Consider the following 24,248-nt stretch of genomic DNA (forward strand, 5'->3'; position numbering starts at 1 on the left):
TTGGTAAAGCCGGCGGTGACCTGTGTACCTTCGAAACCAGTCCCTGTAGGGGCGGACTTGTGTGTTCGCCCCCGTGCCATCCCAATGCCGTCGACTTAAGGATTGTTGAGTTTCTCGCTTTTACCTCAGCACCGCTTGTTGAGAGGCGGTTTGGTGATGCAGGGCTGAGGGGGTCGGGCAGATTGTGGTCGATGGTATTCCACACGAGAGATTGGATAAAGGATTTCGTCTAAGATCTCGACAGCCTTTGAGGATCATCAAGGACCAGCACGGTGGCTTCCGCTGCCGGTGTCATGACGGCATTTTTGAACTGGATTTCGGCACCCTTTGGGTCGTCCACCTCGGGCGCAATGACCGTGAGGGTTCGGGCAACGACGGACAGAATGACCACGGCGAACAGTTCCTGACGAATGCTATTGGGGGTTTTGCCACGAAACCTTTCGATCTCGAGCACGATCTTCTCGCTTCTGTAAGGATCTTTCACGGTTCATCTGCGGAAGCAAAGCTCGATGATTTCCTCTCAGGGGAAACTGCCCTTGTGGTGCGGTTGGTGAGAAACACCGAGACCTTTCCTTCAGGCCTTGCCAGCCGGATCATGCGCAGTTGAAGGCCCGCCGGTTTCTAGCGTTGCTCGGTGCTCAGCCTTCTGGGGTCGTTGCTGGAACGGATGATCGATATCTCGACTTCTTATCGGCCGCTGCGAACGAAAGCCTCGACAGCCGAAAAAGTGCGTTCGGCCGGACAGCGGAAAAGAAAGTAACCTCTGTCGATATCTCTGAGATAGCTGATGAAATTGAAACTCGGGTAGCCCCGCTCGAACAGCGGCACGCAGCTCGAAGGGATAAACGGCAACAGGGCCTGAGCTTGTTCGCGCTCGCATTCATGCAGGTTCACGACACTTCCGGCGATGGGAAGACGCCTGAAGACATCCTAGGCAGTGGTCACCAAACACTGAGGATAATGCCCGCTTACCCTGGAAGGGGTACCGTGATCATGGGTGAGTAAAGCTCAGCTCTTGCAAAGAGGGGGTGATATTTCTGCTGATCGGAAATGGCCCAACATTTAACGAGGAGAGAGAGGATGGATTTCGACACGCGCTACCGGAAGGTGCTCGATTTGCGGGAAAGCCTCAGGCAGCACCGGGAGCAATTGATAGAGCTGGCGGTGCGCAACCTGCAGTTCACCGTCAGAGACACCGAAAAGGAGGTGGATATCACCCTGGAGCGCCTGCAGATGTTGGAGCAAGTCCGAGATGAGCTGGCCCGGCGGGCTCCGCTTTGGGGCTCGGACTCCCAGGTGGCCCTGATGCTGTCCTACAACAGCAGCGCCTGGCTGAATACTGCCATCGCCTCCATCTTCGTGGCAGGAAACCGGGTAGAGGTGAAGTTCTCCTCCAAGGGCCGCGATCTGATGGAACTAACCGCCGCCATTTATGCCCCGATCTTCGGTCGCGAGATCAACTTTGTCAGGGTTCCGGGAAGAGCTTCATGGAGATGGCGCTGAAAGATCCAGCAGTAAGCGCCATCATCGTTTTCGGTTTCGACGCCAATATCTTGCCCTATGAAGATGCGATCAGGCAAAGCGGGAAAAAACTCTTTTTCGAAGGTCCCGGACAGGATCCGTTCATCGTTTTCGCCGATGCCGACATGGAGCTGGCTCTGGAGGATCTCATCGATGCCAAGTTCATGATGTCGGGAAAGACTTGCACGGCCCCCAAGCGGATCTTCATTCAGGCGGAGGTGTATGACACGTTCCTGGATGCGGTGGTGGAACGGGTAAAAAGGCTGGTAGTCGGGGATCCGGCTGACGCGCGCACGGACGTCGCTCCGGTCGCCAGCCTGGTGGCGGTGGAAAGGATCAAGGCCCAGCTCAAGGAAACCGCGGAGCGCGGCGCCGAAGTCATTGCCGGTGGGCGTATTCAGGGCCGCCTGGTAGAGCCAACCGTGGTCAAGAATGCCACTGACGACATGTTGGGGATGCGGGAGGAGGTATTCGGTCCGGTGCTTTTTACCACCAGCTTTCACACTGCAGCAGAGGTGCCGTGCAGGGCCAGGAACCACAAGTACGGGCTGCGAGCGGCGGTATTCGGCGGCGGGGAGGCGGCGTCGGTGGCCCAAGCGATCGCCGGAGAGCCATATTGCCATCAGGTCCCTAGTGATACCTTCGGGCGCTTCGGCACCGTGGCCTACAACCAGACCCGAAGCGAGTCCTGGCGCGGGGCGCTGATCACCAAACCCATCGGCGGCTACGGCTATTCCGGGTGGATCTGGGAGACCGATCCAAGAGGCTTCCGCCTAAAGCAGAGCCCCAAGCTCTTCAGCTTGGAGACGACGAAGCCGGCCTGAAGCGAGGCGCGGCACTATCGGTGGGCACCGACTGCGGGGAGCGACCCCGAGAGGCTTGCCAGCTTGTCCAGTGGAGGCGGATCGACGGTGCCGGACCCAGGTTTTTTCAGGACTGCGCGGCTCATTAATAATCCAGCCTTCTAGTATCACAGACGAACCACAAAGGGCTGAAAATTCATCGGTGGACCGGAAATTGATCGATGCCCATGCGGGCAAAGATTTTTTCCTGGCGGTAAAGAGCGGGGCATTGCAGAACTTTGCGATCACGATGGCCACAAAAGTGGACGCGGTGGCCATGGCCTTGGGAAGGATCTCGGCAGGGGCTGGAGCCATTTTACCGTCGACCCCTGGGTTTCCAGCCCTTCGCAGCCCTTGCAGGCATACCTGCAACCGACCTGTTGGATGGCCTTCACTTGAGCGGGAATGCTCTCCTGGTTTTCCGTAACCTCCTCGCCGACCTTTGTCAAAACGGCCCCACAGGCGCACATTTTTTCTTCTTCGGGAAGATCGTAAACGACCCTTTTGCGGGGCAGATGCTGCAGCAAAGGACGTTTCTTAGGTTTGCGGGATTTGTGGGGTGTGACCGCCACTTTGGGAGGAAGTTCTTTACCCGGAAAGCGGGTCTAACGTCTCCCACAACAATGACTCCGGCCACCTCTACCAGCGCCGAAGCACTTTCCTTTTCCTTGATTCGCCGTTTCCAGTAGCGGAACCGGCTTTCTGTCAAACCTCGCTTTCGGCAAAAAGCCGCCTGACTGAGCCCGCTGACTTGCCATGAAGCCATACGGGCCCGTCGCTGTTTCAGATGTGTGCTCTTGTACTTGCCGTTCCCCTGGTTCCTTGATAACCTTGTTAGGCTTTTCGGCAATCATGAACCAAAAGGCTAGGGACCGGAAGGTAGGATTCCCCGAGCGCCTACGCACAAAACAAAGCTCGGAGTCAAAGAACCCCGGATGATTTTGCCGTCCACAGCTTCGAGACTCTTTCACAACATCTCGGAACCCTTTGTCTGAACACGATCCGCTTCACGATACCAGGAACTTCAGGCTAAAAGGGATCGGGGTGGTGGTGATGGTCACTTCCCTGAGTAAGCGGGAGGGGGAACGGCTTCGAGAAGCCTTGGAGGGAAGAGACTAGGCCGAGGATCGCGACTCGGCGGGTGAACAAGAAGCCATAGGGTTTCAGGGAGGGTTGCATGAGGCATTTGGTGCTTCTCTTTTTGTTCGGTGTCGTTATGACAGGACTGGCGGGTTGCGGCAGTCGTGTGGGTGCTGTGGTGGGCGACGAGGTGAAAGTGGTCGAGGGGGGAGGACCTCCCCCGTGGGCGCCTGCCCATGGCTATCGCGCCAAGTACCGTTACCACTACTACCCCGATGCAGCCGTTTACCTGGATGTGGGAAGGGGCCTGTATTTCTACCTGCAAAACGGCCGGTGGATCGTGGCAGCCGCTCTGCCCAAGGGAATCACCATCGATCCGGGTCGGTACGTGGTTCTGGAGATGGACGCGGACAAACCTTATGTGTATCACCAAGACATCGTCCGAAAATACCCTCCCGGCCAGACGAAAAAGACGGGCAAACCGTCTGGCAAGACAAAGTGGTAGGCCCGGCGGGATAAACCCGCCTTTTCATTCCAGCCGCCGAACAGCCAGGTCTGATATCAGTTCCTGAAAAGATTCGGCGCGGACCTTAACCGAACCGGCCTGAAGCTTTCGTCCTCTCAATCGGTTTGGTGCCGTACTGCCCTACGAGGCGCTCAAAAAGCTGGGTATGGCGGGTCGAGGCGTTGCCGCAATGTTTTGTCCGAAAACACCCTTCGGATGCCCAGTGCCTCCTTGAACCAGTCACCGTCCGTGAATCCCTCTGCGGCTTCAAGGTCACTCCTGCCCAGACACAAGAGACCGAGATGGATCATCACCACATCTCCAAGCAAGACTCTCGGCTGTCTGGAAACTTCCTTTTTCTGCCGTTCGCCCAGGCTTGTGTCCCCGTTGATCAAATATCTTTACAGAGCCAAAATCGAGTGGCTGTTGTAGAAGGCTGCCGAAGACCGTTCGATCACGATTTTGGGCTTTTCGCCGTTTTATGTGGAAATCGCAAAGGAGGGGATCAGGGAGCTCACCATCATTTAGGTTGGGCGATCTCGTTTGGAAAGACGCTAACATGGGCAAAGGTGATGTCAAGAACAAACCTAAAGTAGATTCCATTGTCACGACAGGTATTGAAAAGATTTAAGGTGTCGTCTGGGTTCATGACAATTCCCTTTCCTGATTTTTTTCGGTGGTCACCGATTGAGGACCCGAGTTTTCTGTAGGCCTCAAGGGACCTACCCTTGTCGGAAAACCGAGCTGAGACAATCGGCCCCTGGAAACACTCCCTGAAGGAGCTGTGTGCTGTGCGCCTTCGAAACCAATCCCTGTAGGGGCGGACCTGTGTCCGCTCCTGTGCGATCCCATGCCAAGATTGTGGGGCGAACACATGGGTCCGCCCCTACGGACGAACATACGGCATACTTTTCCATATGGAGCGAGGACACAGGACCGCCCTTGCAGAGCACAATCCGGCATTCATTACCGAACGGACACCTGAAGCCTGTTCGAAGTTTCAGGCTACCAATGTATCGAAGGCCATTGGCACGGAGGGGCGAGGTGCCGCTTCGCCCCTCTTGTGATATGGCATTGAATGAAACGGTCCTTCTCATTTTCGGACAGCACGAGAATACGTGGTGGGTTGAACGCGAGGAACGACCCGTCTTTTTGCTTTCTTCACAAAAAGTGAAAACGTTCCCGAAGTCTTTGGCTCAGCAGTTGAATCACCTCGAAAGCTTTTTCCACCGTGCGCGTGCCGTCAGGGTTCACCAGGCAACAGGTTGCAGGAGACAACAGGCTACGCGAAACCAGCTCCTCTGTTTCAATTCCTCTTCGGGCCAATTTGTCCCACAGGCCCAGCAACCGTGCTTCCAGGGAATCCACCGATTCGGCTTCAAAGGGTTCTACGTTTGTCGGGACCATGCCCCATATCAGGATGCCCCCCCGATCCAGAAACCGACGAATGGCGCTGCTATAGGAAACGAAAATCTCACCGTTGGAATACATGTCCAACGATAAGACGTCCAGATCCAGGCTGAGGAGAAAGTCCCAGTCCGGATTGCCGCAGAGGTGAATGCCGCGCGGCCTTTCGATCCCGGCAAAAAAGGTTTCCATCTCCTGCCGTGCGGTAATGTGATTGTAGCCACTCAAGGCGCTGAAGACAAACTGCAGGCCGGGTTCGTCCACAAACATAAAGGCGTCGGGGTGCAGGGTTTTGAGCCGCCGAAGTTGCACGTTCACCCGCCGGGCCATGAATTCAAAAAGAAAAGGACGAACCGTGTCGTGAAACAGAATGGGACGATCGGATTCATCCTGCACATTGAAACCGAAACTTACGGGCCCTTCCAGTTGGCCTCGAATGGCTGCCCGATCGGAAAAGTCCATCTGCAGAAACCGATGATACACGGCAGAGTATTGAGGGCTGATGTCAAACAGAACGGGGTCGTCAAACCGGTTCAGGACATCCGGAAGTTCTCGAATAAATTTTTCTGTGGAAAACCGAAGGGACCTATTTTCAAGATCCAGAACGATACCCGGAAAATGCTCAGACGCTTGCACGTACATGTCTTCATAATAACTGAGCAAAGGCAGTTGCGGCCAGAATGGAATATCCAGGGACAAGGCCGCCTCGAGGGCACGGTCCACATCCCGATGCGGCATGACGGCCATAGCTGTCGTCAAAAGATTTCCAGGTATGGGCATTGGATTTTTCTCCGGGTTTTCCACAACAGAATCTTCACATTTTCGCACCGATAAGCTTGGCGGACACACAGGTCCGCTCCTACAGAAGGAAACCATGGCTCCCAATGCCACTTCATGGGTAGGGGCACGCCGTGCCCCCTGTGAGAGCGCCGATTTTCGCGGAAGCGCGGGAAGTTGCACTTCATGAGAAGCCGACTAAACGGCCGCACTCCCAGAGAACCATGGAGTGGCCTCGTTGTTGAACCGGCTCTTGAAGGGCTCCATCGCTGATCCGAGATCGGACCGCGAAGGGAGCCCGATTGTTCAAGAGTTCCGATCAGCCTTCCAAAATGGCCTTGAGATCCTCCTCGGGAGTGCTGATGGCTTTGATGTCAAAATTTTGCACCAGCACCTGCAACACATTGGGACTGATAAACGCGGGCAAAGACGGTCCCAATCGAATGTTCTTGATACCGAGGAAGAGAAGACTCAGAAGAATCGCCACGGCCTTTTGTTCATACCAGGACAGGACAAGGGAAAGTGGCAAGTCATTGACACTCACGTTGAACGCCTTGGAGAGGGCCAGGGCGATCTGGACCGCAGAATAGGCATCATTGCACTGGCCGACATCCATGAGTCGTGGCAGACCGCCGATGGTTCCCAGGTCCTTGTCGAAGAAGCGGAATTTACCGCAGGCCAAGGTCAGCACCACACAATCTTGAGGGACCAGTTCCACAAAGCGGGTGTAGTAATTTCGGCCCGGCTTGGCGCCGTCGCATCCGGCCACGAGGAAGAAATGGCGAATGGCACCGCTCTTAACCGCTTCAATGACCTTATCGGCGACCCCGAGCACGGTGTTACGGGCAAAGCCCACCAGAACATGGGTGCCGTTGACATCATCCGTGAATCCGGGAAGTTCCAAGGCTCTTTGAATGACCGGGGAAAAATCCCGACCCTTCACATGGCGCACGCCCGGCCATCCCACCACGCCGCTGGTAAAGATGTTGTCCTTGTAACTTTCCTGAGGCTTTTGAATACAGTTGGTGGTCATCAGAATGGCACCGGGAAAGGCCGCGAATTCCTTGGCTTGATTTTGCCAGGCGGTGCCGTAATGACCGTAAAGATGCTCATATTGCTTCAAGCCGGGATACCCGTGACACGGAAGCATCTCGCCATGGGTGTAAACCGTGATACCTTTACCTTCTGTCTGTTTGAGAAGCTCCTCCAGATCTTTCAGGTCGTGGCCCGACACCAAAACGGCTTTTCCCCGACGATGCCCCAAAGGCACCTTGGTGGGCACAGGATGCCCGTAAGTGCCGGTGTTGGCGGCATCCAACAGTTCCATGGCGCGAATGTTCACTTCCCCTACTCGAAGGACTCGACTAACCCAATCGTTCAAACTCAGGTCGAGGCGGACCGTGTCTGCAAGGATTTCCTGAAGCGCTGCATAAACCGCGTCATCTTCCTGACCGAGAATCTGGGCATGATCGGCGTAGGCGGCCACGCCGCGTAGCCCGAATATAGCCGTGTGCTTCAAGGAACGAATGTCCGGATTCGGTTCGGGATCCTTGTCAAAACCCACGGTTTCCCCTTGGCGTACCATTTCCGCCTGAGTGGATCCCGGCTGCAAAGTGGCAGGACCCTCGGTGAAATCCACGGCCCCACTCGCAGCCTTAACCTGCACTTTTAGCCTTTCACGGAGTTCCACGGTTTTTTGGATAAAGCGGACAAGGTCTTCAGGGTCGAAATTGACGTTGGTAAGCGTGCTGAAAAGAGCTTCACAGGTAAAAACATTGATGTCTCGGTCAATGACGCCGACCTTTCGACCTTCCACCGCCACCTGGCTTAAGCCTTTAAGCGCGTAGGTCAAAAGATCCTGCAAAGCCGCCACATCCGGTTGCTTGCCGCACACTCCCAGCTTAACACACGCTTCATTTTTGGCCGTTTGTTCACATTGATAACAAAACATGGGCGCCTCCTTTCGATTTAGGTTGCTCATGCAGCTGCGGGCAGCCGCCTTTCCTCGTTTCACGATCTCTCCATAAGGCCAGGGGGCACCCAAATCCTTGACCTAGGTCAATAGGCTTTCCTTTTTCACAAATACTGGCCTCCCAACTCCTCGATCACATCATCGATGGGTTTACCCGTTTCCTGTTCCAGGTCTCGACGGGCCCTTTCCAGGCGGGATCGGTAGGCCGAAAGATCTTGCACACATCGAAGGGCTCCCCCGTACCGTCCCAGCCGGTAAAGAATACGGTCATCGTCGGAAAGCGCGAGGTATTCGTCGATGACAGCCAGGAGCTTAGGTTTGTCGTGAGGGAACGTTCCTTCCAAGTTTTCCAATAAATTTCTCATGTGGTCGGAAGTGAGCGTGCTGTGAATGTTGTGAAGATTTTCAATCATGAGCCGAATTTCCTTCACCACGTCGTCGTCATTCAAGGTCTGGAAAGAACCCGAGGCAACATGATGCCAAAGGGGCGTGTTCGGGGGGACTCGCAACGTGCGAAGCCGAATGAAATGGGGATCAATGGCTTCCAACACTCGAGCCGTTTCCAAGGCATGCTCACGACTCCATTGAACACCGCCGAGCCCCGGCATGACATATTCCGAAAGCGTCATTCCCGCTTCCTTGACCTTGAGGCCGGCTTCAATGTGCTGGGCGGCGGTGGCGCCCTTGTCCATGAACTTTAAAACCGTATCGGATCCACTTTCCAGCCCGACATGCATGCGATCCAAGCCGGCCTCACGGATTTCCCGCAACTCCTCCAGACTTTTACGAGCCAGGGTGTTGCTGCGACCATAGGAGGTCACTCGAGTGATTCCCGGAACTCTTTGTCGAAGATAGCGCAAAGCTTCCACCAGATCCTGAGTGCGCATGATGGGATTGTTGGCGTCCTGAAGAAAAACGGTACCGTCTCCATGATAAAGCCATGCGGCTACGTGGCGTTCCCATGGGGTCCGTGTGGGATCCGTCAGGATACGATTGATGACCGGAGCGCTGATGAGCCCGGCTTCACCCATGGACCAGGAAAGGGCTTTGACGTCATCCACAATGGCGCGGACCGTATCAATGTCAGCCTTGATCTCGGCCAAAGATCGACGGCTGAAGGGTTGTCCCTTGTAGACTGGGCAGAAGGCACACCGATTCCAGGGGCAGTTTCTCGTGAAGCGAAGGAGCAGACTACGGGATTCACTGGGTGGTCGAATGGGCCCTTGTTCGAAACGAAAACGCATACCAAAACCTCCATGGCCGAACTGTCATTGCCCGTGGTTGAGATTCCACGACCGGGCGAGTATATTCTTAAGGTGTCGTGTTCGGGGAGACAAGCCCATTGATGGTGAGGAGTTCAGTACATGGCGGAAGAAAAATTCACGGCTGTCTATCTCATGGTTCGGCAAGAGGAACTGCGTCCCGAAGACCAAGGATCCTATGAAAGACCCTTGGCGGCGCAGCGGGAAGCTTGCCTCGCTTGGATTCGGGAAAAACTGCCTTCTGAGGAGCGGGAAAACATCAGTTTTTATACGAGCCGGTCCCAGCTCTTTATGGACATGGATCGAAAAAAAATCCAGAGGCTCGTGGTCTATGAACTGGACCGACTGGCTGCCAGCAAGGAGGAATTGGAAGGCATCCTTTTTGAGTGTCGATCGGCAGGGGTTCCCATCCTGTCCGTGCGCTAAAGGGAAAAGGGCCGGTGGAAACGCCACTGATCTTTTACATGGTGTAGGGGCTGACCTGTGTGTCCGCCCCAATAGATAGTGCCGTTCACAAGGCGATAGAAACCGTTGGAATACCGTTTAAAAGGAGGGTACGGCGCGCCGTGCCGCTACGTCCCAAGGCCCTTGATTTTTTGGCAGTGCAGACCTCTGGCCCGCCATTTGTGCGGCCGGAACTTCCATGCTTCCAGGGATAAATTGTCGGTGACCTTTCTTGGGGCTGCCCATGTGTCCGCCCTTAGGCCGTTGAGGCACGACAATCCTTTGGGGCGGGCACACAGGTCTGACCCTACAGATGGGGTACCGGCAGGAACCTTCGGGTTTGGCCTAGAAAAAAGACCATGGCTTTCCCGGACGATCGATTCCGCCCCGCACTTATTCCGGGCGCCCCGCACATCATGCGGGAGGAATGCCCGCGTTTCCAGGAAAAGACACGGTTTCAAACTCAGAGGGGCGAGGCACCGCCTCGCCCCTGCCATCAAGGGATGCACGCAAGGTTATCGTGTGTTTTAGGACAAAAACATAGGAATCGAAACGACTTAGCCTGTTTTAACTTCCACCTTTCGCGGTTTGGCCTTGTCCACTTTAGGCAGCGTGAGCGTCAAGACCCCGTTTTTCATCGAGGCTTCGATCTTGGATTGATCAATGATGCGCCCTAACGTGAATTGCCGAAAGTAATCGCCGACGCCATATTCCCGTAGCAGCACCGTTTCCCCCTCTCCTTCCAAGGTGACCGTGCCGCGAATGGTGAGCTGATCGTCTCGAATGTCAATGTCCACATTTTCCGGCGAAACTCCAGGCATATCGGCTACCAATGTCAAAGCCTCTTCGGTTTCAAGAATGTCCACCGCCGGCATGTAGACAGGAATGTTTCGAGTGGTTTCCGCTTGGGTCTGCACTTCCTGTTTTTCCCTCACCTGAATGTCCTTGTCGGTCATGCTCGTCACCCCCTTTTTCTTGCCTTGTGGATCATACCCTTAAGCGGTTTTGACCGTAATCTGTTTCGGTCGGGCTTCCTCGGCCTTGGGCAAAGTGATCTTGAGAATGCCGTTCTGGAAAACGGCTTCCACCTTGTCTACGTCAATGCGTGTCGGCAAGGTCAAGCTTCGGCGAAACCTTCCGAATTCCCTTTCACGGCGATGATAACTCACATTCGCCTCAGCCTCGGGACTCTTGCGCTCCCCTCGAAGGGTCAGAGTGTCCCCTTCCACTGAAATTTCCAGATCGCTGGGCTGAATGCCGGGCAGTTCCGCACGGACATGCAGGTTGTCTTTGTCCTCGCTAACATTGAGAAGCGGAAAAACGCCGACCCTCAGCGGCCGAAATCCTCGAAACCCCGTAAACAAGCGGTCCATTTCTCGGCGAAGACGTTCCATTTCCCGTTCCATTTCCTCAAACGGTCGGAAGAGATCCCCCTGGTCGGACCAGCGCAACAATGCCATGGTGAAATCCTCCTTTCCTATCGAATTTATTTACAAAAATCACATTGTTTGGTTCGCTCAAAAACTAAGTTCGGTGGGCAAACGTGTCAAGGTGTCCCTACGGACATTGACAAGGGCGAAGGAATCCTTTACGTGTGGAAGGGATGCGCTGCTGCAGTGAGGAGGGAGAGGGTTCGTGCGAACGTTTGAAAAGGAGGATCCGTGTCTAGAAGGAATAGGGTGGGTTCCCGATTCGGGGCCGTGTTCCGGTGTTTATGTGATCGATCACGGGCGAGTGTTGATTGACGCGGGGAACATGGTGGGGCTAGTGGATCACCTGGAAGAAATGGCCCCTTTGGATAAAGTGGAACGCCTGCTTTTGACGCACACGCATTTTGATCATGTGGGAGGCATGGCGGAAATCTACCAAAGGACAGCCCCCGATGTCCTGGTGCATCCCGTAGCGCGGGAATACGCTCGTTTGTTGAGGCCGCCCTTTCCGGAATTTTTTCAAGCCTTAGAAGATGCCGGTAAAATCCACAGTGTTTTGGACGAGCAGGAAATTGATGGGATCGGGTTGAAAGCTTTGCATGTGCCGGGGCACACGGCTGGAGACCTGTGTTTTTATCATGCGGAGGCCCAGGCCCTTTTCAGTGGGGATGCCGTGCTTCCCTATCAGCTGAGGTTTTCGGCGATTCTCTCCAAGCCGGATGATTTCTGCGGCGGTCGTATGCAGGATAAGCTCCAGAGTCTTCGTCGGCTTCTTCGTTTGCCCGTCAGGCATCTTTTTCCCGGACACGGCGAGCCCGTGCTTCACAAGGGATCGCATCAGATCAAGATCGCTCTTGTGACCCTTTATCAATCTCTTTACGAGAACCTACCCGAGAAAGCGTGGCTGCTCATGGCGCAGGACTTGGCAGCCGCAGGCCAGCCCGAAGAAGCCGAAGAATGTCTCAAAAAGGCGCGAGCCCTGGCTCCCACTTCGGAAGAAGTGGACCATGTGTGTGCCATGCTCGGCCGAAAAGCCTAATCCTGTTTGGGAACTTCTTACATGGCTCCCAGAAGCACAACAATCTGGGTTTTTTCCGAGTCTTTGGTCACCACTACGTGAACCGTTTTATCGTCTTTTTGCCAATGACCCTGAACCCCATCCTTATGGTTCATTTCCATCTGAACTTGCCAGCCGGCTTGGCTTAAGGCCTGCTTATAATAGGCGTAAACCTTTTCAGAGGAGTCTTGGGTGGAGAGCACCACGTGAGATCCCTGCTGTGTTTTCATGGCCATTTCCACTTGGGAACCCGGATATTGAGCCACCACCTTCTTAAGATCCTCGGGGTAGTCCACTTGGGCTGCGGCCGAGACGGCCATGAGAAAACATCCCAAAACCACAGTAATGCACCAAAGCCGACGGTTCATAAAAGCCTCCTGAATCCCGGGTTTTGATGGATTTCGGGCCCGTCTGAAAACGGGCCCTTACGGTCACGCCATCTTAGGATCCAGGAAGACTTCGTGCAATGAAAAACTAGACGGCAAAAGGACTACCTCCACCACAGATCAAATCTGTCAAGATTCATGACCTTGTTCCAAGCCGAAACAAAGTCTTGAACGAATTTCTCTTGTCCATCGGTGCAAGCGTAAACTTCGGCGATGGCTCGAAGCTGCGCGTTATGGCCAAAGATCAAGTCGACCCGAGTGGCCGTCCACTTTGGTTTTCCCGTTTGGCGATCCCGCCCTTCAAACAGGTTCGCGTCTTCTCCTATAGGATGCCATTCCGTACCCATGTCCAGCAAATGCACGAAAAAGTCATTGGTGAGCGCTTCCGGACGATGAGTGAAGACCCCATGAGGCGCCTTTTTGAAATTGGCATTGAGAACGCGCATGCCACCCACGAGCACGGTCATTTCCGGGGCAGTGAGGGTGAGAAGCTGGGCCTTGTCGACGAGAAGATGTTCGGCCGGAATGCTGTATGGGGCTTTGAGGTAGTTTCGAAAACCATCGTAAATGGGTTCGAGCACTGCAAAGGAGGCGACATCCGTTTGTTCTTGAAGGGCATCCATGCGGCCGGGAGCAAAAGGAACCTTCACATCAAAACCGGCATTTCTGGCGGCTTGTTCAATAGCAGCACATCCTCCCAAAACGATCAGATCGGCCAAGGAAACTTTTTTCCCGCCTGAAGCCGAAGTGTTGAACTCTTGCTGAATGCCTGCGAGAACCCCAAGCACCTTAGAAAGCTGTTCGGGCATGTTGACTTCCCAATCTTTCTGAGGCGCCAGACGAATGCGAGCTCCGTTGGCCCCGCCCCGCTTGTCGGAACCTCTAAAAGTGGAAGCCGACGACCAGGCCGTGTAAACCAACTGGGAAACCGTCAAGCCTGAGGCCAGAATTTTGGCCTTAACTGCGGCGATGTCCTTGTCGTCAACCAGAGGATGATCCACTGCGGGAATAGGATCTTGCCATATAAATTCTTCGGAAGGAACCTCAGGCCCCAGGTAGCGGCTGCGAGGGCCCATATCGCGGTGCACGAGCTTGAACCAGGCTCGAGCAAATGCATCGGCAAACTCTTCAGGGTGTTCCATGAAACGCCTTGAGATCTTTTCGTAAATAGGGTCAAACCGAAGAGACAGATCCGTAGTCAACATGGTCGGCGGGTGCTTCTTATTGGGATCATGGGCATCAGGCACCACCGCAGGAGCCCCTTTAGCGACCCATTGGTAGGCTCCGGCCGGACTCTTGGTCAATTCCCACTCATAACGAAACAGATTGAAAAAGAAGTTGTTGCTCCATTTGGTGGGCGAGACCGTCCAGGTGACCTCCAGCCCACTGGTGATCGTGTCGGGACCTTTCCCGGTGCCGAAGCTGCTTTTCCAGCCCAGTCCCTGCTGTTCAATGGGAGCCGCCTCAGGTTCCGGCCCTAAATGGGATGCCGGACCGGCCCCATGGCATTTTCCGAAGGTGTGGCCTCCGGCAATCAAGGCTACGGTTTCCTCGTCGTTCATCCCCATGCGGCCAAAGGTTTCCCGTATGTCCTTGGCTGCCGCGACGGGGTCCGGATTGCCGTTGGGACCTTCAGGATTGACATAGATAAGCCCCATCTGAACGGCAGCCAGTGGATTTTCCAGATCTCCCCGAGTCGAATGACGCCTGTCTTCCAGCCATTGCCCTTCGGACCCCCAATACACACTTTCATCGGGTTCAAACCAATCCACGCGACCGCCGGCAAAACCGATGGTTTTGGCCCCCATGGATTCCAAAGCCACATTTCCGGCCAGAATCATGAGATCCGCCCAAGAAATCTTTCGGCCGTATTTTTGCTTGATTGGCCACAAAAGCCGGCGCGCTTTGTCCAGATTCACATTGTCCGGCCAACTGTTGAGCGGCGCAAAACGTTGCTGCCCGGAACCGGCACCGCCTCGTCCGTCTCCGATACGATAGGTGCCCGCACTATGCCAGGCCATACGAATCAACAGAGGCCCATAGTGGCCGAAGTCGGCAGGCCACCAATCTTGAGAGGTCGTCATCAAATCCCGCAGGTCTTTTTTGACGGCCTCTAAATCAAGGGATAGGAATTCTTGACGGTAGTCAAAGTCTTCCCCCATGGGATTGGCCTTGGGACAATTCTGATGAAGCATCTTCAAGTTCAACTGGTTGGGCCACCACTCTTGAAGGGATTTGGCTTGGCCGGCTGCGACTCCAGAGGCCGAAGGTTTGGATCGATCGTGTTCCATGGTGTCTCCTTTCTTTTCAAAACATTCTTGAGGACGGGAAGACACCTTCGGATGGAATGGTCTCCTTTGAGAAACCCGTTTTTCCACCAAAGGCCTTCCAGTGCCTAGACATCTTCCCGATTTTGACACTCGGGGCAGATGCCGAAAAAATCCAGTCGATGGGAAAGGATGGTAAAGCCCGTTTTTCGAGCCATTTCCTCTGCCAAATCCGCGATGCCGACCAGTTCAGGGTCCATGATCTTTTTGCATCGAAGGCAGATCACATGAGGATGCGGGTAAGGCTTTAAACCGTCGTAGCGGTTGCTCATGTTTGGAAAACCCAATTCCAAAACTTCGTTGAGCTCCTTCAGTAAGGAAACCGTTTTGTAAACCGTGGCCAAACTGGTTGTGGGAAAACGGCGACTCACCTCCGTGTAAATATTTTCCACGCTGGGATGGGCCTCGGTGGACACCAAAGCCTGCACAATGGCCAGCCGCTGCGGTGTCATGCGCAACCCGTGCTCCCTGAGCTTATTCACCATGCATTGAAACCGCTCACCCGGATCATGGCCCAAGGCGGCTGGCATCATCCATCCCATCCTTCCTTGAAAGGCACCAAACATGTGGAGAACGATTGTTAAAAAAGAAAGAACATTTTTGGATAACCAAGTCAAGAAAAAAAACGGGCACGAAACATAGGCAATCGACGAACGAAGCACAGATTTGATAAAAACTTTGCATGCGAATAATATGCGTGCTAAGAGAAAGCCGTGACTTTAAATGGTGAAAGGAGTCGTCATGCTTTTTCAGGATTGCTTGTGTTTTCAGCTGGGTTCCATGAGTCGATCCCTGGCCCGCTACTACCGCGACCGCATCGCGCCCTATGGGCTCACGCACGCCCAGTTTTTTATGCTGATGGCTTTGTACGAAGAAGAAGGAGCCACCTTGAGCACTCTGGCGGAAAAAACCCATTTGGATCGGCCGACCGTCACCGGTTTGGTGGACCGTTTAGAGCGGGACGGGTGGGCGGCTCGGAAACCCGATCCCAATGATCGTCGATCGTCCCGTGTTTTTTTGACTCCCAAAGCCCAAGATCATCGAGAAGCCCTTCTTCGAATTTACCATGAGGTTAATGGGATGCTTTTGGAAAGATTTGGACATGAAGAATGGAGACGCTTTCGTTCTTTATTGGAACGTGTGCTGGGCGAGGACGATTATCAGGGGGCTTAGGAGTTTGTCCTAGTCCTAAAGGAATAACCCGGTTTCGGGATTTTAGGGGCCATGAGCCACCACGCCCAAGCTTTTATAAGGGTATTTAACGTACCGGTCATTGCGAGTTGCGGGACAAGCTCCTAAGAGATCTGAATTGTTGGCCGCTCGTTTGAGAGTATTGGACGACGCGAAAAGTTCTTGGAAAAGAAGGAGGGGTTTCAGAAACCCTTAGGGGCCGAAGGGAGGGTGTGTTCATGAAGATTCTTGCCCTGAACGGTAGTCACCGAAAAGGTGGAAATACAGCCATTATGCTACGAATCGTTCTGGAAGAAGCGCAAAAGGGTGGGGCAGAAACCGAACTTCTTGAACTTGTGGATTATCGCATCGATTACTGTCTGTCCTGTCACTGGTGTCTTCGCGAAGCGCGTTGTTCCATTCAGGATGACGAGATGCTCTTTTTGGCGGAAAAGCTGATGTGTTGCGACGCCTTGGTTCTTGGTTCTCCGGTGTATTTCGGTAACGTGACCGGAAGGATGAAGGTCTTTATGGATCGAACTCGGTTTCTGCATATGAGGGAAAATCTTTTGGCAGGAAAGCTCGGAGCCGCCGTGACTCATGCGGGGCTGCGCAATGGAGGCCAGGAAATGACCCAGATGATCCTCGAACGTTTCTTGGTCTTGCATGGTTTTCGGCTGGTGGAGCCTCGAGAGCCCGGCCGTCCCATTTACAATTCCGGAATTTCGGGAACCTTGTTTGAGACGGTGGATCAAGGACGTTTTCGGTGGAAGAAGAGTGTGCTTCAGGACGAACTTACGGTGGAAATGTGTCGAGCTTTGGGCCGCAATCTGCTTCGCTGCGGCGCCCTCCAACCAATCTGAACCCTGCCATATCGGAGGCGGTCATGGATCCCTTGTTTGATCCGAGATCGGTGGCTGTGGTCGGGGTTTCCCCGTCCCCGGAAAACTTGGGCAAAAACATTATCAAAAATCTGAGGTTGTTCGGGTTTAGGGGAACCATCTATCCCATTGGACCTCGAGGCGGCGTCGTGGAAGGCTACAGAGTTTATGAATCCGTTAAGGAACTTCCCGAACCGGTGGATGTGGCCGTGATTTTGACGCCGGCTCGTTTCGTCCCCGACCTGCTGGCTGAGTGCGGAGAAATCGGGGTGCGATGGGCCGTGATTCAATCAGGAGGTTTTCGAGAATCGGGTTTAGAGAGGATGGATCTGGAAAAGCAGGTTTTGGACACGGCCAGCCGCTACGACATACGCTTTGTGGGCCCCAACTGCCTTGGCGTGATGGACACAACCACGGGTTTTTCGGTTCCTTTCATTGCCCTGCCTGCTGTGTACAGAACCGGGCGCACGGCGATTATGGCCCAGAGCGGTGGCATGGGATTGTCCTTGGCCGAAGCACTGAGCACGGCGGGCGTTGGTTTCGGGAAATTCGTCAGTCTTGGAAACAAATTAAATCTGGACGAGGTCGATTACCTCACCTCTATGGTGGATGATCCCAAGACAGACATCCTTTATTTTTACCTGGAAGATTTCAAGCGAGGTCGGGAATTTTTTGAGTTCGCATCCCGGAGTCCCAAGCCCATAGTTCTCCACAAATCCAATACTTCCCCTCTCAGCCGAACCATCGCCCAGTCCCATACGGCAGCCTTGGCAGCCGATGACCGTCTGGTGGACCATTTGGCCAAGGAAGCCGGGGTTGTCCGGGTTCGTTCGGTGAGCGAAGCTGTCAAGGTTATCAAGGGTTTTTCTCTGCCAGTGCTTCGTGGCCGCAGGTTGGCGGTGCTTTCCCGTTCCGGAGGGCACGCCGTGGTGGCAGCGGACACCTGTGATGCCTTGGGTTTTACGTTTCCGCCTTTGGCCGACGAGGTCCTTAACGAGGTTCAACGACACGCCAGGGCTGGAGTCATCCGGCTTGGGAATCCACTGGATTTGGGTGATATCTATGACCTGAACGTCTATGAAGGTTTGGTGGAAAAGGTCATGAGACAGCCGGACATTGATGGTGTTGTGCACATCCATGTCTCGCACATGGCGGTGGAGCACGACGCCACCATGCGATTGCTGGATGACCTTAAGCGCCACGCCGCGGTTTACCGGAAACCCGTTGCCGTGGTTGTGGAAGTTCCTTTCAAGGATCGCGTGGCTTTGGAGAGAGAGGCTTCTTATCCTTTCTTTACGGATGTTCGTGACGCCCTGGAGGCCTTAAGCGCACAGCACTGGTATTATACGTCTTCAAAGAGGGCGAGACCTTCCATGGGGACGAAAGGGGCGAAACCGCCCTGGTTTGAAACCGCACAGGCATGGATTCAATCCCGAAAAGAGGCGGGGCGACAGCCGTTGCTCCATGAGTGTTTTGAACTCCTTGAAATTCTTGGCATGAGCGTGGCGCCATGGAGGCTGGTTAAATCCTGGAGCGAGGTGCAGAATGCCGCTGAAGCCTTGGGATATCCTGTGGCCCTCAAGGCTGTTGGGAGTGATCTTGTCCACAAGAGCGATCAAGGAGCGGTTGTCCTTGGCATCAACGACGCCACTGCGTTGGACAAGGCGTGGCGAAGCCTCTGGACTCGAGGCTTCAGCCTGGAAGGCATAGTGGTGCAAAAGATGATGGTCGGGAGTCGCGAGATGATTGTCGGAGCTCATCGAGATCCTGTTTTCGGCTCGGTGGTGCTGGTAGGAATGGGCGGCATTCTTGTCGAACTCCTCCACGATGTTTCTGTGTGCTTGACCCCCCTCTCTTCAGCGGAGGCTTTGGAAATGATCCATCATCTGCGAGGCGCTTCCCTTCTCAAAGGCTATCGTGGTCTGCGACCTCTAGATCTGACAGAAGTCGGCGAGGCCGTCTCACGTCTTTCTCTTTTTATGGATTGTTTTCCCGCCGTTCGAGAAATCGACATCAATCCCATTATCTTCGGTGACCAAGGGGAAGCGGGTGTCGCCGTGGATGGGCACCTTCTTCTTGAGAAGGTATGAGGCATGCAGGAATGAGCCAAAGTCGCCTGGGCTCGAAACAAGGAGGAATCCAGTGACCGGTCAACACCGAGATCCCTTAGAAGCGTTCGATGCCATGTTGTGTCCAGGTTCGGTTGCAGTGGTCGGAGCGTCCACCCATGGCGGAAAGGTCGGGAATTTCGTGCTGCGCTCGGTGTTGGCCTCCGGGGTGCAGCATGTCTATGCGGTCCACGCGGGCGGAGCCAAAGAAGTTCTGGGTGTGAAAGCTTACCCGTCCATCGGCACGATCCCCAAAGACAAGGTGGATCTTTTTCTTTTTGCGATCCCGCAAGACCACATCCTTGCTAATTTTCAAGACGCCATTGACAAAGGATGTCGAGGGGCCGTCATCTTTACGGCAGGTTTTCGAGAGGCTGGAGAGGAAGGGCTGCAAAAGCAGTTGGCGCTGCGACGTATGGCCGATGAAGCAGGTGTGAAAATCATCGGTCCCAACACCATGGGGTTCTATCGTTCCCACAGTCGCATGAATGCGACCTTCATGCCGGTTTTGTCAGACTTTTTTAAAGAAAAGGGTCGTATCACAGTCGTCAGCCAAAGCGGTGGTGTCGCAGGTTTTGCAGCCATTCGTTTTCTTGAGGACCACATTCCCATTGGAACGCTCGTGTGTCTGGGAAACCGGGCCAATGTAGAATTTGCCGACATGCTGGATTTTTGCGCTCAAGATACGGAAACTTCTGTGGTGGCACTTTTCATTGAAGGGCTGGACGATGTTCGTCGGTTCTACGAGTCGGCGGCCAATTGTGCTTCTCAAAAGCCCGTGGTGGTTCTCGGAGCGGGCTACACGGCCGCAGGCCAAAAGGTGGCGCGTTCCCACACGGGAAGCATGGCACAATCGGAAGCGATTTACGAAGCGGCTTTTCGTCAGGCAGGTCTGATTCGAGTGCGCACGGTCGAGGAACTGGTGGATACGGCGAAAATTCTGGATCTCAGTCCACGACCTAAGGGAAATCGAGTGGCCATCACCACGCATACAGCCGGACCGGCTGTTCTGGCTTCCGACGTCATGGCTCGAAAAGGTCTCGCCCTTGAGGATCTCAGTGACGAAACCAAGAAAGCTCTGGTGTCCCGGAAGATGCTGGCACCGTTCATGCCGCCGGGAAATCCTGTGGATCTCACCACGTTCGGTTACCTTGACCGACGTCTTTATGTGGAGGTTTTGGACCTTTTGGCGAAGGACCCCAATGTGGATGCCACACTTTCCATATGCATATCAGGTTTGGGGGATCCTCAAGTTGTTCCTTTTCCCATCGAAGCTTATGGTCAGACGCTGAAGACATCGGGCAAACCCGGAGTTTTCGTATGGGGAGCTCCCTCAGGGGCCAAAGAAGAATTTCAAGCATGGATGCGTGCTGGTGTTCCGGCCTATCCCACGGCAGAGCGGGCGGCTGCGGCTCTGGCGAATCTTTACGAGGCGACCCGCCCTAAGGTTCAAACACCTGGGGAGAGTTCTTTTGAACCGTTGCCAAGGGAAGTTCTTGGTCTTGTGGATAATCTTCGGGCTTCGGGACAAAAGTTGGTTTTGGAAGCGGAGGCCAAGCGTGTTCTGGAAAGCGCCGGTTTGCGCACAGCCCGCACACAGGTGGCAAGGAACGTAGATGAGGCCGTCATGGAAGCCGGAAGGACCGGTTTTCCTGTGGTGATGAAAATCGTTTCTCCAGACATTATCCACAAAAGCGATGTGGGAGGGGTTCGCCTGGGAATCGACGATGAGGCAGCTGTGCGACGGGCCTTTCAGGAGATGACCAAACAGGTGAAGGATTGCCTTCCTCAAGCCCGTCTTCTTGGGGTGGGTATTCAGCCCATGGTCCCTGAGGGGACCGAGGTGATTGTAGGCGGTTACAGGGACCCTCAAGCCGGACCGGTGGTCATGTTTGGTTTAGGGGGAATCTGGGTGGAGGTGTTAAAGGACGTATCTTTTCGTTTAGCTCCCGTTTCCGAAGCGGAAGCTTTCAGAATGATTGAAGACATCCGAGGAGCTCGGGTCCTGGAAGGGGTTCGAGGTCGAAAGCCTGTGAACAAAAGAGCCTTGGTTGCCTTGATTGAAACCGTTGGCCGCCTCATGGCTCAGGCACCCATTGCGGAAATCGATTGCAATCCTGTCATTTTTCATGGGGACACGTACACCATTGCCGACGCCCGCATGGTTTTGCTCTAATTCCAAGAACGACATTCTTCCTGGTTCAGGGACCGTGTCTGGAATGGGGCGGAATCGGTGGGGGCATCGAGGCTCTGTGGCCCCTTATTTTCTCGAGGATCACCTGAGGGTTCTGGACATGCCACGCTTACAATGGGAACTTCGCCGATGGAGGCTGGCCGTCAAACTATGGGTGAATCAGCCGGCCCATCGCCTCTGGGCGATTTTCACCGATGTTCGTCTCTGGCCTATGTGGGGTCCCAGCATTCGCGGCGTGAGCATCTTCGGATCGGGCTATGGGGTGTATGAAGGCTTGCAGGGCAGGGCGAAAACGATCCTGGGCTTTTCGGTCCCTTTTGTTATCGACCATGTGGATCCAGGACGTTCTTGGACATGGCGTGTCGCAGGATTTTCGGCCACGGGGCATGAAGTGCAAAGCGCCGGACTTCATGCCTCGTGGCTTGTGTTTACTGTTCCCTTGTGGGCGTTTTTCTATGTTCCCGTATGCCTTATCGCGGCCCGTCGCATTGCCTTGATAGCTCATCGGGGTTCAGGAAAAGACGATCAAGCTGAACCGATCAACGGCAGTTCTTTTTCGACGGTAAAAAACACTGCGAATTCTTTGGTGTCAGGATCTTCGGATCTGGTCGCATAACTTTTTCGACGCAAAGACTCAATCAGTTCGGGATCCTGAGACTCCTTTACCTTTTTTAGAAAAAAGCGCTTTCCTTTGTAGCCTCCGCCATCTTCACGGAAAAGATAAGCGGCTCGAGGATTCGATTGCAGGTTGTGGTGGGTCAGTCGATCTTTCATGATAAAGCCAAGGGTGCCGTCTTCCATGACGTGGGGTCGAGCGTAGACCGCCACATCCACCTTTCCTTCCGCATCCGCCGTCGCCAGAACACCGAAACCTTTTGTCTGATCGAAATAAGCCTTGAGATCCATGGTCTGCTCCTTTCAAAGATCGTGCATCCCAACAAATTGCGTGGTGTTTTTTCAGCTTCACAGAACTCCGCCTGCCATACGCCCCTTCTAAAATAAGGAGCTCTCACCGATGTGCCAGACCTCAAGGCCTTGAAGGAACCGTAGGCCTTCCCCTCAGGCCTATTCCACCTGGATGGGCGTGGCCTTTTTCTCGCCGCACTTTTCGGCTTTTTTCTTTTCCAGGTGATTGATATGTTCATCGATCAGGCTACGCACCGCTCGAAGGACTTCGATGCGTGCATTGATCAAATGATCCCAGAAAGGACCCGCTGGACCCTTGACGCTTCCCAAAGCCCGCATCATTTGGCACATGGGACAACGGCATCGGGTTCCTTGGCTTTGTTCATGTTCTTCATGCCGGCTCATGACCGCCTCCAAAGGTGACCGTCAGGGTTTCATTTTCCAGTCTCGCCTTTTCCGGTTGAAGCCGCGCAAAAGCTCGCGGCAGGATCAGGTTTCGTTTGAACGCCCCCATACGAATAATGAGTTCATCCCCGATCTTGCTTAAAGAAATCTCTTCACGGCTGACAAAGGGAAAATGAATACGAACCATGTGGCATCCATTCTCGGCAAGAAAGCTAACCGGCTGATGGTGATAGAGAATCTCCTGCGGTGGTGTCTCACCGTAAAGAGCCTCACCCAGTGCTTTCAGACGTTCGTAACCCAATGTTTCCTGTTCGTAGTAAGGTGCCGTCAGCAAAGGGATCGGATGAAAAGCTGTGGTGACCAGTTTCAGATAAGACTGTTGCTGTTGATAGAGGGCTTGAAGAAAAGGATCGCTCGAGTTTTCGTTCAGAAGTCGATTGATAATGATGGCATCGATGCCCAATTGGTGCAGAGAAAAGAACATGAAGCTTCTTTGGGTTTCTCGAATGACCATTTTTTCCAGGTTGGTGACGAGACGCACCGAGGTGGTTTGAGTGTCGGTGAGAATGGCGTCCACGCCGCGTAACCGCTGAAAGAGTCTTTCGATGGAGGCAAAGTAGGCGTCTTCGGGTAAAGGTACATCGGAGAAACGGCGAACCACGGGACGCGCCACTCGAAAAAGGTTCCGTTCCATTCGAAAAATCTTTTCCATGTACCATTCCAATGCCTTGGGGACACTCACAAAGCGAATGGATTCGGCCGTCGGGGCGCAATCCAGGATCAAAACATCGTAGGTTTGATCTCTCACATAGCGGTTGACGTAAAGAAGGGCGCTGACTTCCTCCATACCGGGAAGAACCGCCAATTCTTCCGCGAGCACCTGGTCCAACCCCGAAATGTTAAGCAGAAGACTTAGATACTGATGAACTTCTCCCCAGTGTTTTTGAATCTCTTCATGGACGTCCAGCTCTTGAATCCACAACTGGTCGGATATCTCCACAGGTTGACCGCGGTTAACGTCCATGAGACGTCGATCCAGATCAAAAGCGTCGCTGAGGCTGTGGGCGGGATCCAAGGACATCACCAGGGTCTTAAGGCCGCGTTCCGCCAAAAGAACGCCTGTGGCAGCGGCCACGCTGGTTTTGCCCACCCCCCCTTTTCCTGCAAAAAGGAGAAGACGCATGGCTTTGTTCCGATCTTTGAAGTGTGTTTTCGCTGTATAAACAAGATTCATCGTTTTTAAGATTAAATCCGAGGTGCCCACGGTTTCAAGTCCACAGGAGCGGACCTGCATGAAGGGCGTTGAGTTAAAAAGAGCAAAAAACTCTGTCGACAGGGATGCGGTCGGCCATCTTGAAAGCGCTCTGAAAGGGCCATATTTTTTGAATTTGAAAAGATTCCGACACGCTCGGAACACCATACAAAAATCTTTGCTTGAACCCAAGGGTGGGTGTAGAAACGCCATGCCGGTGGGTTCAAAAGGGAAATCCTTTCACAAGGTACCCGTCCGACAATGGGTGATGGCGCGGCTTGCCGCACCTTTACGAGCCTCAAATGGCCATTTATCAAAGGGA

At 54.1% G+C, this 24,248-nt stretch carries 22 protein-coding genes; 9 read left to right on the plus strand and 13 right to left on the minus strand.

Annotated elements, in window-relative coordinates; all coding sequences use genetic code 11:
• Nucleotides 1–229: 229 nt before the first annotated feature.
• Nucleotides 230–454: a hypothetical protein gene (locus WHS46_12490; protein MEJ5349493.1), complete on the minus strand. Its 225-nt coding sequence runs from the start codon at nucleotides 452–454 to the stop codon at nucleotides 230–232.
• Nucleotides 455–687: 233 nt separating this feature from the next.
• Nucleotides 688–894, minus strand: a complete 207-nt coding sequence (locus WHS46_12495; GenBank protein MEJ5349494.1) for a hypothetical protein — start codon at nucleotides 892–894, stop codon at nucleotides 688–690.
• Nucleotides 895–1,080: 186 nt separating this feature from the next.
• Between WHS46_12495 and WHS46_12500 the strand changes: the two genes are divergently transcribed.
• The 3 genes from WHS46_12500 to WHS46_12510 all read left to right on the plus strand — a co-directional run bounded on the left by WHS46_12500 (nucleotide 1,081) and on the right by WHS46_12510 (nucleotide 3,948).
• Complete coding sequence (locus WHS46_12500; protein MEJ5349495.1) at nucleotides 1,081–1,503, plus strand: hypothetical protein; 423 nt, start codon at nucleotides 1,081–1,083, stop codon at nucleotides 1,501–1,503.
• Nucleotides 1,488–2,345: an aldehyde dehydrogenase family protein gene (locus WHS46_12505; GenBank protein ID MEJ5349496.1), complete on the plus strand. Its 858-nt coding sequence runs from the start codon at nucleotides 1,488–1,490 to the stop codon at nucleotides 2,343–2,345. Before WHS46_12500 ends, WHS46_12505 begins: the two co-directional genes overlap by 16 nt.
• A 1,195-nt stretch (nucleotides 2,346–3,540) precedes the next feature.
• Complete coding sequence (locus tag WHS46_12510; protein MEJ5349497.1) at nucleotides 3,541–3,948, plus strand: hypothetical protein; 408 nt, start codon at nucleotides 3,541–3,543, stop codon at nucleotides 3,946–3,948.
• 1,161 nt (nucleotides 3,949–5,109) lie between these two features.
• Here the strand turns inward: WHS46_12510 and WHS46_12515 are convergent.
• From WHS46_12515 to WHS46_12525, 3 genes are all read right to left on the minus strand, one after another.
• The gene (locus WHS46_12515) at nucleotides 5,110–6,135 is read right to left on the minus strand and encodes a hypothetical protein (GenBank protein MEJ5349498.1); all 1,026 of its coding nucleotides are present in this window, start codon (nucleotides 6,133–6,135) and stop codon (nucleotides 5,110–5,112) included.
• A 316-nt stretch (nucleotides 6,136–6,451) separates the two neighbouring features.
• Entirely contained in the window at nucleotides 6,452–8,083 is a 1,632-nt protein-coding gene (hcp, locus tag WHS46_12520) for a hydroxylamine reductase (GenBank protein ID MEJ5349499.1), read from the minus strand.
• 125 nt (nucleotides 8,084–8,208) lie between these two features.
• The gene (locus WHS46_12525; protein MEJ5349500.1) at nucleotides 8,209–9,348 is read right to left on the minus strand and encodes a radical SAM protein; all 1,140 of its coding nucleotides are present in this window, start codon (nucleotides 9,346–9,348) and stop codon (nucleotides 8,209–8,211) included.
• 120 nt (nucleotides 9,349–9,468) lie between these two features.
• Between WHS46_12525 and WHS46_12530 the strand changes: the two genes are divergently transcribed.
• Nucleotides 9,469–9,792, plus strand: coding sequence for a recombinase family protein (locus tag WHS46_12530; protein ID MEJ5349501.1), 324 nt, complete (start codon nucleotides 9,469–9,471; stop codon nucleotides 9,790–9,792).
• Between the two features lie 575 nt (nucleotides 9,793–10,367).
• On the opposite strand, the gene WHS46_12535 is transcribed toward WHS46_12530, so the two are convergent.
• Entirely contained in the window at nucleotides 10,368–10,766 is a 399-nt protein-coding gene (locus WHS46_12535; GenBank protein MEJ5349502.1) for an Hsp20/alpha crystallin family protein, read from the minus strand.
• A 39-nt stretch (nucleotides 10,767–10,805) separates the two neighbouring features.
• Complete coding sequence (locus WHS46_12540; protein MEJ5349503.1) at nucleotides 10,806–11,270, minus strand: Hsp20/alpha crystallin family protein; 465 nt, start codon at nucleotides 11,268–11,270, stop codon at nucleotides 10,806–10,808.
• Between the two features lie 175 nt (nucleotides 11,271–11,445).
• Between WHS46_12540 and WHS46_12545 the strand changes: the two genes are divergently transcribed.
• Nucleotides 11,446–12,279: an MBL fold metallo-hydrolase gene (locus WHS46_12545; GenBank protein MEJ5349504.1), complete on the plus strand. Its 834-nt coding sequence runs from the start codon at nucleotides 11,446–11,448 to the stop codon at nucleotides 12,277–12,279.
• A 17-nt stretch (nucleotides 12,280–12,296) separates the two neighbouring features.
• Here the strand turns inward: WHS46_12545 and WHS46_12550 are convergent, their stop codons facing one another.
• From WHS46_12550 to WHS46_12560, 3 genes are all read right to left on the minus strand, one after another.
• On the minus strand, nucleotides 12,297–12,665 hold the full coding sequence (locus tag WHS46_12550) for a hypothetical protein (protein MEJ5349505.1): 369 nt from the start codon (nucleotides 12,663–12,665) through the stop codon (nucleotides 12,297–12,299).
• Between the two features lie 122 nt (nucleotides 12,666–12,787).
• On the minus strand, nucleotides 12,788–14,974 hold the full coding sequence (gene katG / locus WHS46_12555; protein ID MEJ5349506.1) for a catalase/peroxidase HPI: 2,187 nt from the start codon (nucleotides 14,972–14,974) through the stop codon (nucleotides 12,788–12,790).
• A 104-nt stretch (nucleotides 14,975–15,078) separates the two neighbouring features.
• A complete protein-coding gene (locus WHS46_12560; protein MEJ5349507.1) occupies nucleotides 15,079–15,543 on the minus strand; it encodes a Fur family transcriptional regulator in 465 nt (154 codons plus the stop codon).
• A 208-nt stretch (nucleotides 15,544–15,751) separates the two neighbouring features.
• Here WHS46_12560 and WHS46_12565 point away from each other — a divergent pair, with 208 nt between their 5' ends.
• From WHS46_12565 to WHS46_12580, 4 genes are all read left to right on the plus strand, one after another.
• On the plus strand, nucleotides 15,752–16,183 hold the full coding sequence (locus tag WHS46_12565; GenBank protein MEJ5349508.1) for a MarR family transcriptional regulator: 432 nt from the start codon (nucleotides 15,752–15,754) through the stop codon (nucleotides 16,181–16,183).
• Nucleotides 16,184–16,419: 236 nt separating this feature from the next.
• Nucleotides 16,420–17,043, plus strand: coding sequence for a flavodoxin family protein (locus WHS46_12570; protein ID MEJ5349509.1), 624 nt, complete (start codon nucleotides 16,420–16,422; stop codon nucleotides 17,041–17,043).
• A 23-nt stretch (nucleotides 17,044–17,066) separates the two neighbouring features.
• Nucleotides 17,067–19,151 (plus strand): acetate--CoA ligase family protein, encoded by a 2,085-nt coding sequence (locus WHS46_12575; GenBank protein ID MEJ5349510.1) that lies wholly within the window; start codon nucleotides 17,067–17,069, stop codon nucleotides 19,149–19,151.
• Nucleotides 19,152–19,203: 52 nt separating this feature from the next.
• Nucleotides 19,204–21,345 (plus strand): acetate--CoA ligase family protein, encoded by a 2,142-nt coding sequence (locus WHS46_12580; protein ID MEJ5349511.1) that lies wholly within the window; start codon nucleotides 19,204–19,206, stop codon nucleotides 21,343–21,345.
• A 543-nt stretch (nucleotides 21,346–21,888) separates the two neighbouring features.
• Here WHS46_12580 and WHS46_12585 read toward each other — a convergent pair.
• From WHS46_12585 to WHS46_12595, 3 genes are all read right to left on the minus strand, one after another.
• Complete coding sequence (locus WHS46_12585; protein ID MEJ5349512.1) at nucleotides 21,889–22,269, minus strand: pyridoxamine 5'-phosphate oxidase family protein; 381 nt, start codon at nucleotides 22,267–22,269, stop codon at nucleotides 21,889–21,891.
• 159 nt (nucleotides 22,270–22,428) lie between these two features.
• Entirely contained in the window at nucleotides 22,429–22,674 is a 246-nt protein-coding gene (locus WHS46_12590) for a hypothetical protein (GenBank protein MEJ5349513.1), read from the minus strand.
• The gene (locus WHS46_12595) at nucleotides 22,661–24,139 is read right to left on the minus strand and encodes a TRC40/GET3/ArsA family transport-energizing ATPase (protein MEJ5349514.1); all 1,479 of its coding nucleotides are present in this window, start codon (nucleotides 24,137–24,139) and stop codon (nucleotides 22,661–22,663) included. The genes WHS46_12590 and WHS46_12595 overlap by 14 nt, the downstream gene beginning before the upstream one ends.
• Nucleotides 24,140–24,248: the final 109 nt, after the last annotated feature.

The organism is Desulfosoma sp. (assembly GCA_037481875.1).
In the GTDB taxonomy this organism is placed as follows: Bacteria; Desulfobacterota; Syntrophobacteria; order Syntrophobacterales; family DSM-9756; genus Desulfosoma.